This window comes from Enterobacter cloacae complex sp. P16RS2 (assembly GCF_014982155.1).
In the GTDB taxonomy this organism is placed as follows: Bacteria; Pseudomonadota; Gammaproteobacteria; order Enterobacterales; family Enterobacteriaceae; genus Enterobacter; species Enterobacter cloacae_M.
In genome coordinates this window covers 7,413-18,164 of the sequence record NZ_JADCKW010000041.1, presented here as the reverse complement: position 1 = coordinate 18,164, position 10,752 = coordinate 7,413, and the positions used below count along the sequence as shown (strand labels likewise).

11 protein-coding genes are annotated in these 10,752 nt (G+C 55.9%); 3 read left to right on the top strand and 8 right to left on the bottom strand.

Going from position 1 to position 10,752, the window contains the following annotated elements; genetic code table 11:
* The first annotated feature begins 209 nt into the window (after positions 1-209).
* Together nadA and pnuC are read left to right on the top strand one after the other, a co-directional pair.
* Positions 210-1,253 carry a quinolinate synthase NadA gene (nadA, locus tag INF68_RS20695; RefSeq protein ID WP_126785940.1) on the top strand — a complete coding sequence of 348 codons (1,044 nt, stop codon included), beginning with the start codon at positions 210-212 and terminating at the stop codon, positions 1,251-1,253.
* A 22-nt stretch (positions 1,254-1,275) separates the two neighbouring features.
* Positions 1,276-1,995: a nicotinamide riboside transporter PnuC gene (gene pnuC, locus INF68_RS20690; RefSeq protein WP_094934374.1), complete on the top strand. Its 720-nt coding sequence runs from the start codon at positions 1,276-1,278 to the stop codon at positions 1,993-1,995.
* Here pnuC and zitB read toward each other — a convergent pair.
* Both zitB and INF68_RS20680 read right to left on the bottom strand, forming a co-directional pair.
* Positions 1,992-2,930, bottom strand: coding sequence for a CDF family zinc transporter ZitB (gene zitB / locus INF68_RS20685; protein WP_126785939.1), 939 nt, complete (start codon positions 2,928-2,930; stop codon positions 1,992-1,994). The two genes, pnuC and zitB, sit on opposite strands and share 4 nt — an antisense overlap.
* Before the next feature lie 105 nt (positions 2,931-3,035).
* Positions 3,036-3,416, bottom strand: coding sequence for a protein YbgS (locus INF68_RS20680; RefSeq protein ID WP_109846280.1), 381 nt, complete (start codon positions 3,414-3,416; stop codon positions 3,036-3,038).
* Positions 3,417-3,720: 304 nt separating this feature from the next.
* Here INF68_RS20680 and aroG point away from each other — a divergent pair, with 304 nt between their 5' ends.
* On the top strand, positions 3,721-4,773 hold the full coding sequence (gene aroG, locus INF68_RS20675; protein WP_008501110.1) for a 3-deoxy-7-phosphoheptulonate synthase AroG: 1,053 nt from the start codon (positions 3,721-3,723) through the stop codon (positions 4,771-4,773).
* A 60-nt stretch (positions 4,774-4,833) separates the two neighbouring features.
* Here the strand turns inward: aroG and gpmA are convergent, their stop codons facing one another.
* The 6 genes from gpmA to INF68_RS23340 form a co-directional block, all read right to left on the bottom strand.
* Positions 4,834-5,586, bottom strand: coding sequence for a 2,3-diphosphoglycerate-dependent phosphoglycerate mutase (gpmA, locus tag INF68_RS20670; protein ID WP_126785938.1), 753 nt, complete (start codon positions 5,584-5,586; stop codon positions 4,834-4,836).
* A 206-nt stretch (positions 5,587-5,792) separates the two neighbouring features.
* A complete protein-coding gene (gene galM, locus INF68_RS20665; protein ID WP_126785937.1) occupies positions 5,793-6,833 on the bottom strand; it encodes a galactose-1-epimerase in 1,041 nt (346 codons plus the stop codon).
* Positions 6,827-7,975: a galactokinase gene (gene galK / locus INF68_RS20660; protein ID WP_126785936.1), complete on the bottom strand. Its 1,149-nt coding sequence runs from the start codon at positions 7,973-7,975 to the stop codon at positions 6,827-6,829. The genes galM and galK overlap by 7 nt, the downstream gene beginning before the upstream one ends.
* A gap of 3 nt (positions 7,976-7,978) precedes the next feature.
* Positions 7,979-9,025: a galactose-1-phosphate uridylyltransferase gene (gene galT, locus INF68_RS20655; RefSeq protein ID WP_063440600.1), complete on the bottom strand. Its 1,047-nt coding sequence runs from the start codon at positions 9,023-9,025 to the stop codon at positions 7,979-7,981.
* Between the two features lie 9 nt (positions 9,026-9,034).
* Complete coding sequence (galE, locus tag INF68_RS20650; protein WP_023334950.1) at positions 9,035-10,051, bottom strand: UDP-glucose 4-epimerase GalE; 1,017 nt, start codon at positions 10,049-10,051, stop codon at positions 9,035-9,037.
* Between the two features lie 201 nt (positions 10,052-10,252).
* On the bottom strand, positions 10,253-10,752 hold a 500-nt coding region (locus INF68_RS23340), incomplete at its 5' end, for an ATP-binding cassette domain-containing protein (protein WP_227412931.1).

The window sequence follows — 10,752 nt, the reverse complement described above, 5'->3', positions numbered from 1 at the left end:
ATCCTGCACGACCCACCAATGTTAAAAAGCGCCCTAAAGGCGCTTTTTTGCTATCTGCGATACAACAAATGCTCCGCACATCTATTCCCGGTGACTTTTCACTCCAGATTCGCTATCTTGTTTAGTATACAAAACACAATTGCCCTGCGTTTTGCTATGTCAGGCAAAAGAAAGGCAATATTGTTAAGCCAGTAAAACGAGAAGCCATAATGAGCGTGATGTTTGATCCTGAAGCCGCAATCTACCCGTTTCCGCCAAAGCCTGTCCCGCTGAGCCTGGATGAAAAGCAGTTCTACCGCGAGAAGATCAAACGTCTTCTTAAAGAGCGCGATGCGGTAATGGTGGCCCATTACTACACCGATCCGGAAATCCAGCAGCTGGCGGAAGAGACCGGCGGCTGTATTTCTGACTCACTGGAGATGGCACGCTTTGGTGCAAAACATCCTGCTTCCACGCTGCTGGTTGCTGGCGTGCGTTTTATGGGCGAAACGGCAAAGATCCTGAGCCCTGAAAAAACCATTCTGATGCCGACGCTTAATGCAGAGTGTTCTCTGGATCTCGGCTGCCCGATTGACGAATTCACGGCTTTCTGTGACGCCCACCCTGACCGCACCGTGGTGGTTTACGCCAACACCTCTGCGGCGGTAAAAGCACGGGCCGACTGGGTTGTCACCTCCAGCATCGCCGTTGAGCTGATTGAACATCTGGACAGTCTTGGCGAGAAAATTATCTGGGCGCCTGACCGCCATCTTGGAAATTATGTCCAGAAGCAGACGGGGGCTGACGTTCTCTGCTGGCAGGGTGCCTGCATTGTGCACGACGAATTCAAAACCCAGGCGCTGGCGCGCATGAAGGCACTTTATCCTGACGCCGCGATTCTTGTTCACCCTGAATCACCGCAGTCGATTGTCGACATGGCAGACGCCGTGGGCTCAACCAGCCAGCTTATCAACGCGGCCAGAACGCTGCCTAACAGGCAGCTTATCGTGGCGACCGATCGCGGTATCTTCTACAAGATGCAGCAGGCCGTGCCGGAGAAAGAGCTCCTTGAAGCGCCAACGGCGGGTGAGGGCGCAACGTGCCGCAGCTGTGCGCATTGCCCGTGGATGGCGATGAACGGCCTGAAGGCCATTGCCGAAGGGCTCGAGACGGGCGGTGCAGCACATGAAATCCATGTGGATGCCGCCCTGCGTGAAGGTGCGTTAATTCCGCTTAACCGCATGCTGGATTTTGCGGCTACACTACGTACTTAATTCAAAACGCCCCGGGGAAAAGATGGATTTTTTTAGCACGCAGAACATTCTGGTTCATATACCGATTGGTGCAGGTGGCTATGACCTGTCATGGATTGAGGCCATTGGCACGCTGGCGGGATTACTCTGTATCTGGCTGGCAAGCCTGGAGAAGATCAGCAACTACGCGTTCGGGCTGATTAACGTTACGCTGTTTGCGATTATCTTCTTCCAGATCCAGCTGTACGCCAGTCTGCTTTTGCAGCTGTTCTTCTTTGCGGCCAATATTTACGGCTGGTACGCGTGGTCGCGTCAGAACAGCCAGCAGGAGGCAGAACTGCAGATCCGCTGGCTGCCCTTGCCGAAAGCCATCGCCTGGTTTGTCGCCTGCGTGGTCGCCATTGGTTTAATGACCGTCTATATCAACCCGGTGTTTGCATTCCTGACCCGCGTTGCCGTTTCGGTCATGTCTGGTTTCGGCCTTAACGTGACGATGCCCGAGCTCCAGCCGGATGCCTTCCCGTTCTGGGATTCCTGCATGATGGTGCTGTCGATTGCGGCGATGATCCTGATGACCCGTAAATACGTTGAAAACTGGCTGCTGTGGGTCATCATCAACGTGATCAGCGTGGCGATCTTCGCCCTGCAGGGCGTCTATGCGATGTCGCTGGAATATCTGCTGCTGACCTTCATTGCGCTCAACGGCAGCCGGATGTGGATTAAGAGCGCGCGTGAGCGAGGTTCTCACGCGCTTTCCAGCTAGTGGTGATGCTGATGTGAATGTCCGGACTGCGCCTCGTTAAGGTGGCAGTCCGGCCCGTTACAGGGCTGATATTCCATCTGGATGGTGACGTGGCCAATTTCGTAGTGATGTTCAAGAAAATGCTGGATGCGTCCAAGCAGCGCATCGTGGTCGTGAGGCGGGATCACCTGGACGTGCAGCGTCATGACCGGTTTTTCCCCTACCAGCCAGACGTGCACGTGATGAACATTGCGGACTTCCGGGACCGAACGGCGCAGGTTGCGCTTCAGCTCGTCAATATCAATAGACGTCGGTGCCCCTTCAAGCAGTTCATTCACGCTCTCCTTCAGCAGCCGCCAGGCGCTGCGCAAGACCAGACATGACACCAGCACGGACAGAATCGGATCGACAGGCGTCCAGCCGGTGTAGAGGATCACCAGCGCGGCGACAATCGCCCCGACTGAGCCGAGCAAATCACCCAGAACATGCAGAGCCGCAGCGCGAACGTTGAGATTCTTTTCCCCGCTGCCGCGGTGCAAAATCCAGAAGGCGAGGATATTCGCCAGCAGCCCTGCCACGGCGATCACCATCATGGTTGCCCCGGCGATTGGCTGCGGGTGTCTGAAGCGCTGTACGGCCTCCCAGACGATAAGAACGGTAATGACCACCAGCGCAATAGCGTTAACAAACGCGGCGAGGGTTGTCAGCCTCAGCCAGCCGAAGGTATGGCGCGCATTGGGAGGACGACGCGCAAACTGCACCGCCAGCAGGGCGAAGAGCAGCGCTGCGGCATCGGTCAGCATATGCCCAGCATCAGCCAGTAGCGCCAGAGAGCCGGAAATCAGGCCGCCAATGACCTCGATAACCATAAACGTTGCCGTGACGCCAAAGGCCAGCATCAGTCGTTTAGCGTTGTCGTTGCCGGGAGAGTGCGAGTGGGAATGGGAGTGCGCCATGTCTGCTTTCCTGATGTGTTATTGTTTTTAGTGTAGCGTTTTTAATAGGTTACTCCAAAAAGAAAGGAGAGCCAGAGCTCTCCTTTTTCTTCCCGAACACCCCCGTTACTGGGTGGTGCCATCGGTTTTGGTATTCGCGTCGTTTCCTACTTTGTCATTAGTGTCAGGGCATTTGCCGTCCTTGCACATTGAGTTCTTATGAACCTCGTCCGAACTCATATTGTCATGATTCATGGTGCCGGAACCGCTGCTGTTGGGATGCAGCATAGTGCCGCCGGTGTTGGTGTTACCGGTATTGATCTGGCTGTTGTCGACATTATTCGGGGCGATGTTCTGTTTCGCATCAGGGGCGGACTGGCCTGCTGCCGCAGCGGCATTGGCATCACCGTTGCTGTCTGATGTGCCCGTTTCCGCGGCCAGGACGCTGCCGCTTGCCAGAGTGAGTGTGGCGGTCAGGAAGAGGGTTGCCAGTTTAGTCATTTTCATCATGGTGCTCCTGTTCTTGTCGTTACGCTGGATAACTTTCTCCAACAGTGCATCTGTTTCAGAGGCGAAAGATTCCGCCTCACGGACTTACGTAAGTAGGGAATCGCGTTTAAGCGTTTAAAATTGGTTGTTACAGTTAAAAAGCTTAGGTTAGATCTCGTTTTTCGCTATTTTGTGGCGATTTTTAGGCGAATTCCAGGAATTATCTGCGTGAAGTGTAAAACCGTGTTTACACTTCCTGGTCGACAAGATAGATTGAAAGGATTGCTTTCATTACTAAAGATATGGCAGAGCTGGAAAGAAAATGAATTATCAGAACGACGATTTACGCATTAAAGAGATCAATGAGTTATTACCTCCTGTAGCGCTCCTTGAGAAATTCCCCGCCACTGAAAATGCCGCAAACACGGTTTCTCATGCTCGTAAAGCGATCCATAAGATCCTGAAAGGTAATGACGATCGTCTTCTGGTGGTGATTGGCCCGTGCTCCATTCACGATCCTGCAGCTGCGAAAGAGTACGCAGCCCGTCTGCTCACCCTCCGTGAAGAGCTGAAGGACGAGCTTGAAATCGTAATGCGCGTCTATTTTGAAAAACCGCGCACCACCGTGGGCTGGAAAGGGCTGATTAACGATCCGCATATGGATAACAGCTTCCAGATCAACGACGGTCTGCGCATTGCGCGCAAGCTGCTGCTGGAGATCAACGACAGCGGCCTGCCTGCGGCCGGTGAATTCCTGGACATGATTACGCCACAATACCTGGCAGACCTGATGAGCTGGGGCGCAATTGGTGCGCGCACGACTGAATCTCAGGTTCACCGCGAGCTGGCGTCCGGTCTCTCTTGCCCGGTGGGTTTCAAAAACGGCACTGACGGCACCATTAAGGTGGCTATCGACGCCATCAACGCAGCGGGTGCGCCGCACTGCTTCCTGTCCGTAACCAAATGGGGCCATTCCGCCATCGTTAACACCAGCGGGAACGGTGACTGCCATATCATTCTGCGCGGCGGCAAAGAGCCGAACTACAGCGCGAAACACGTGGCAGAAGTGAAGGTCGGGCTGGAAAAAGCCGGGCTGCCACCGCAGGTGATGATCGATTTCAGCCATGCCAACTCCAGCAAGCAGTTTAAAAAGCAGATGGAAGTGGGTGCAGACGTCTGCCAGCAGATTGCCGGCGGTGAGAAGGCGGTGATTGGGGTGATGATCGAAAGCCATCTGGTTGAAGGTAACCAGAACCTGGAAGGCAGCGAGCCGCTGGTGTATGGCAAAAGCGTCACCGATGCCTGCATTGGCTGGGACGATACCGATGCTATCCTGCGTCAGCTGGCGAATGCGGTAAAAGCGCGTCGCGGCTGAATTCTCAGTCACAAATAAAAAGCGCGGAAGGCTCCGCGCTTTTTTTATATCTGGCGAAAATTACTTCGCTTTACCCTGGTTCGCGACAGCCGCTGCTTTCGCCGCGATCTCTTCTGCGTTACCCAGATAGTAGTGTTTGATTGGCTTGAAGTTTTCGTCGAACTCATACACCAGCGGTACGCCAGTTGGGATGTTCAGTTCGAGGATTTCGTCTTCACTCATGTTGTCCAGGTATTTCACCAGCGCACGCAGGGAGTTACCGTGAGCCGCGATGATCACGCGCTCGCCGCTTTTCAGGCGTGGCAGAATGGTTTCGTTCCAGTAAGGCACAACGCGGTCGATGGTCAGCGCCAGGCTTTCGGTGGTTGGCAGCTCAGCGTCGGTCAGCTTCGCGTAACGCGGATCGTGGCCCGGGTAGCGCTCGTCATCTTTGGTCAGCTCTGGTGGGGTGATTGCGAAGCCGCGACGCCACTGTTTAACCTGCTCGTCGCCATATTTCTCAGCGGTTTCCGCTTTGTTCAGGCCCTGCAGCGCACCGTAGTGACGTTCGTTCAGTTTCCAGGACTTCTCAACCGGCAGCCAGGCCTGATCCAGTTCGTCCAGCACGTTCCACAGGGTGTGGATGGCACGTTTCAGCACAGAGGTGTAAGCAAAATCAAAGCTGAAGCCTTCTTCCTTCAGCAGTTTACCTGCTGCTTTTGCTTCGCTTACGCCTTTCTCAGACAGATCAACGTCGTACCAACCGGTAAAGCGGTTTTCGTTGTTCCACTGGCTTTCGCCGTGACGCACCAGAACCAGCTTAGTAATAGCCATCTCTTACTCCTCAAGCATTTTTAGAATGATAACAATTCTCATTATATTGCCGTGGCCGTGCCACCAGCAACGCTTAACCCTAACCATAGCGAAAATAGTCTCTGAGTGTAAGATGCTTGTGAATCCAGGGTTATGATTTTGTCTGCGATCGGCGCTATTTTCAGCAAGGCGCGCAGAAAAAAGCCCTCCGGAGGGAGGGCTGGATATTAATGTGGAATAAAATGATATTCCGTCACGCTCACGTACTCTTCACCCGGGCGCAGCACGCAGTCCGGCTGTGGCCATTCAGGATGGTTCGGGCTGTCCGGCAGGAACTCGCTCTCCAGCGCCAGGCCTTGCCAGTCGCTGTACTCATCGTGTTCGCGCGCCGTCGTGCCGCCGAGGTAGTTGCCTGAGTAAAACTGCAGGGCTGGGGCAGAGGTGTAAACCGTCATCTGCAGTTTCTCATCCGCAGACCAGACCTGTGCGGCAGGCTGTTTCACATCGCCTTTGGCCTGCAGCAGGAAAGCGTGATCGTAGCCTTTCACCTTGCGCTGATCGTCATCGCTCATGAAATCCTGGGCGATGGACTTCGCGCTGCGGAAGTCAAAGCTGGTGCCGCTCACGTCTTTGAGGCCCTGATACGGAATGCCCATCTCGTCAACCGGCAGATACGCATCCGCCAGGATCTGCAGCTTATGGTTACGCACGTCGCACTGGCTACCGTCCAGGTTGAAATACGCGTGATTGGTCAGATTGACCGGACACGGCTTGTCGACCGTCGCACGGTATTCGATGGCGATACGGTTGTCGTCGGTCAGCGTAAAGCGCGCGGATGCGACAAGGTTCCCCGGAAAGCCCTGGTCGCCATCAGGCGAATCCAGCGAGAACAGAACTTCACCATCGTTTTGACGAACAATCTTCCAGCGGCGTTTATCAAACCCGTCCGGTCCGCCGTGCAGCTGGTTCTCACCCTGGCTTGGAAGCAGGGTGTACTGCACGCCGTCGAGTTCAAAACGGCTTTTCGCGATGCGGTTAGCATAGCGCCCAACGGACGCGCCAAGATAGGCGGACTGATTGACGTACTGCTCAGGCGAGGCGCAGCCGAGCAGAGTCTCGCGTACGCTGCCGTCCGGCATTGGTACGCGGGCAGAAAGAAGGGTTGCCCCCCAGTCCATCACCGTAACGACCATCCCCGCGCTGTTGCGCAGGGTTAACAGGCGATACGGCAGACCATCCGGTGCAAGGGTAGGTGTTTCGTTTAGCACTGTCCGGCTCCTTGTGATGCTTTACAAACATAGAAGGTTTCTTTGATGCCCGTTTTTGCTTCGTACTGCTTCGCCACGGCATCCTGTACGGCAGGGACCAGCTCTTCTGGCACCAGCGCAACGATGCAGCCGCCAAAACCGCCGCCCGTCATGCGCACGCCGCCTTTGTCGCCGATGGTGGCTTTAACGATGTCCACCAGGGTGTCGATCTGTGGAACGGTGATTTCAAAATCATCGCGCATGGAGGCGTGAGATTCCGCCATCAGCTCACCCATGCGTTTCAGATCGCCTTTCGCCAGCGCGGACGCGGCTTCAACGGTACGGGCATTTTCCGTCAGCACGTGACGAACGCGTTTGGCGACGACCGGATCCAGCTCGTGCGCCACTTTGTTAAATTCATTGAGCGTCACGTCGCGCAGGGCGGGCTGCTGGAAGAAGCGGGCGCCGGTTTCGCACTGCTGGCGGCGGGTGTTGTATTCGCTACCCACCAGCGTGCGCTTAAAGTTGCTGTTAATGATGACGACAGCCGCGCCTTTTGGCAGGGGAACGGCTTTGGTACCCAGCGAGCGGCAGTCAATTAACAGGGCATGCTCTTTTTTGCCGAGCGCGGAGATCAGCTGGTCCATAATGCCGCAGTTGCAGCCCACGAACTGGTTTTCTGCTTCCTGACCGTTCAGGGCGATTTGCGCGCCGTCCAGCGGCAGATGATAAAGCTGCTGGAACACGGTGCCCACGGCGACTTCCAACGACGCAGAGGAGCTTAAGCCCGCACCCTGCGGCACGTTGCCGCTGATAACTAAATCGGCGCCGCCAAAGTTCTTGTTGCGCTTCTGAAGGTGTTTCACCACGCCGCGCACGTAGTTAGACCACTGCTGACTGTCGTGCGTCACAATCGGGGCATCGAGGGAAAATTCGTCCGTCTCATTACCGTAATCAGCAGCAATCACGCGGACTTTACGGTCGTCGCGTTTCGCACTGCTGATAACGGTCTGGTAATCGATGGCGCACGGCAGCACGAAACCGTCGTTATAGTCGGTGTGTTCACCGATCAGGTTAACGCGGCCTGGCGCCTGGATAACGTGGGTGGCAGGGTAGCCAAATTTCTCAGCAAACAGGGATTGTGTTTTATCTTTCAGACTCATTTTTTAGACTCCTGATTCGCGATAGTGGACGTCGCTAACGGCACGCAGACGTTCTGCCGCCTGTTCCGCCGTCAGGTCACGCTGGGTTTCCGCCAGCATTTCATAGCCCACCATGAATTTACGCACTGTCGCAGAGCGCAGCAGCGGCGGATAGAAATGGGCGTGCAGCTGCCAGTGTTGATTCTCTTCGCCGTTAAACGGGGCGCCGTGCCAGCCCATGGAGTACGGGAAGGAGCACTGGAACAGGTTGTCGTAACGGCTGGTCAGCTTTTTCAGCGCCAGGGCAAGGTCGTCGCGCTGCGCGTCGCTGAGATCGGTGATGCGCTGCACGTGCGCTTTCGGCAGCAGCAGCGTTTCAAACGGCCAGGCGGCCCAGTAAGGGACCACGGCCAGCCAGTGTTCGGTTTCCACCACGGTGCGGCTGCCGTCGGCCAGCTCACGCTGGGTGTAGTCCACCAGCATCGGCGAACCGTTTTCCGCGAAATACGCTTTCTGCAGACGGTCTTCACGCTCGGCTTCGTTAGGCAGGAAGCTGTTCGCCCAAATCTGGCCGTGCGGGTGCGGGTTTGAGCAGCCCATGGCCGCGCCTTTGTTTTCGAACACCTGCACCCACGGATAGCTCTGCCCCAGCTCTGCGGTTTGCGCCTGCCAGGTGCTGACGACCTCTTTCAGCGCGTCCACGCTCAGCTCCGGCAGCGTCTTGCTGTGATCGGGCGAGAAGCAGATCACGCGGCTGGTTCCGCGCGCGCTTTCGCAGCGCATCAGCGGATCGTGGCTTTCAGGCGCGTCCGGCGTGTCGGTCATCAGAGCGGCAAAATCGTTTGTGAACACGAAGGTGCCTTTGTAGTCCGGGTTTTTATCCCCGGTGACGCGCGTGTTGCCCGGACAGAGGAAGCAGTCCGGGTCATGCTGTGGCAGCGTCTGTTTTGCAGGCGTCTCCTGCGCCCCCTGCCAGGGGCGCTTGGCGCGATGCGGAGAAACTAAAATCCATTGCCCGCTTAACGGGTTAAAACGACGATGCGGATGATCGACGGGATTAAATTGCGTCATGACGGATCCTTAGTCCGGATAGCCTTGCGGGTGGCGTGACTGCCAGTGCCAGGTATCCTGTGCCATTTCATCAAGCGTGCGCGTCACACGCCAGTTAAGCTCTTTGTCGGCTTTGGTGGCATCGGCCCAGTAAGCAGGCAGGTCGCCATCTCGACGCGGAGCGAAGTGGTAGTTCACCGGCTTACCGCAGGCTTTGCTGAAGGCGTTAACCACGTCCAGCACGCTGCTGCCGACCCCAGCGCCGAGGTTGTAAATATGCACGCCCGGCTTGTTGGCCAGCTGCTGCATGGCCGCAACGTGACCGTCGGCCAGATCCATCACGTGGATGTAGTCGCGCACGCCGGTACCGTCTTCGGTCGGATAGTCATTGCCAAATATCGCCAGCGAGTCGCGGCGACCCACGGCAACCTGGGCGATATACGGCATCAGGTTGTTCGGGATGCCCTGCGGATCTTCACCCATGTCGCCGGACGGATGCGCGCCGACCGGGTTGAAGTAGCGCAGCAGCGCGATGCTCCACTCCGGCTGCGCTTTTTGCAGGTCGGTCAGGATCTGCTCAACCATCAGCTTGCTTTTGCCGTACGGGCTTTGCGGCGTACCGGTCGGGAAGCTTTCAACGTAAGGGATTTTGGGCTGATCGCCGTAGACGGTGGCGGAGGAGCTAAAGATGAAGTTTTTGACGTTCGCCGCTCGCATGGCGGAGATGAGACGCAGGGTACCGTTGACGTTGTTGTCGTAATACTCGAGCGGCTTCGCAACGGATTCACCGACCGCTTTCAGACCTGCGAAGTGGATCACCGCTTCGATGGCGTGGTCGTGAAGGATCTCGGTCATCAGCGCTTCGTTGCGGATGTCGCCTTCCACGAAAGTCGGTTGTTTACCGCCAAGGCGTTCAATCACTGGCAGCACGCTGCGCTTACTGTTGCACAGGTTGTCGAGGATGATGACGTCGTGACCGTTTTGCAGCAGTTGCACGCAGGTATGACTACCTATGTAACCGCTACCACCTGTTACCAGAACTCGCATATTTCGCTCCATTGGGCTTATGGTATGTAATAACCATAGCATAACAGAGACGTGAAAAGTGTGACATGGGATAAAATAGTGGAATCGTTTACACTCGTTTTTACACTCGCTTTAACAATGACTCCGAGCATTCTAGATCAAAGAGATAGCGATGTATTGATGCAAGTTATCTGAAAAAGAGGAGGGCAGAGCCCTCCACGGTTAATCGACGTTGCTGAGAAGGTAGCGATAACCCTCACCGTCCGGCACAAACTCCAGGCGATGCGTGATGCAGGCGGGGGCATCTTCGGCATGGTGTGAAACGAACAGCAGCTGAGTTTCACCTTCGCTAATCAGCACGTCCACAAAGCGGCGGATAAGCTGTCGATTCAGCGGATCGAGTCCCTGCAGCGGTTCGTCGAGGATCAGAAGCGTGGGGTGTTTCACCAGCGCGCGAACGATCAGGGCCAGGCGCTGCTGCCCCCACGACAGACTATGAAACGGCGCGTCAGCGACCCGATTGTCCATGCCCAGGATATCCAGCCACTGCTGCGCCAGCTTTTGCTGTTTGTCAGACACCGCCTGATAAATACCGATGGAATCAAAATACCCGGAAAGGATCACGTTGCGTACCGTGGTACTGACCCGATAATCCAGATGCAGGCTGCTGCTGACGTAGCCGATATGTTTTTTAATATCCCAGATGGTTTCGCCGCTGCCGC

Bases quoted from the DNA above. Each gene is read 5' to 3' on its own strand.
- nadA (WP_126785940.1), top strand. From the start codon at position 210: ATGAGCGTGATGTTTGATCCTGAAGCCGCAATCTACCCGTTTCCGCCA.
- zitB (WP_126785939.1), bottom strand. From the start codon at position 2,930: ATGGCGCACTCCCATTCCCACTCGCACTCTCCCGGCAACGACAACGCT.
- aroG (WP_008501110.1), top strand. From the start codon at position 3,721: ATGAATTATCAGAACGACGATTTACGCATTAAAGAGATCAATGAGTTA.
- galE (WP_023334950.1), bottom strand. From the start codon at position 10,051: ATGCGAGTTCTGGTAACAGGTGGTAGCGGTTACATAGGTAGTCATACC.
- INF68_RS20680 (WP_109846280.1), bottom strand. From the start codon at position 3,416: ATGAAAATGACTAAACTGGCAACCCTCTTCCTGACCGCCACACTCACT.
- gpmA (WP_126785938.1), bottom strand. From the start codon at position 5,586: ATGGCTATTACTAAGCTGGTTCTGGTGCGTCACGGCGAAAGCCAGTGG.
- galK (WP_126785936.1), bottom strand. From the start codon at position 7,975: ATGAGTCTGAAAGATAAAACACAATCCCTGTTTGCTGAGAAATTTGGC.
- galT (WP_063440600.1), bottom strand. From the start codon at position 9,025: ATGACGCAATTTAATCCCGTCGATCATCCGCATCGTCGTTTTAACCCG.
- pnuC (WP_094934374.1), top strand. From the start codon at position 1,276: ATGGATTTTTTTAGCACGCAGAACATTCTGGTTCATATACCGATTGGT.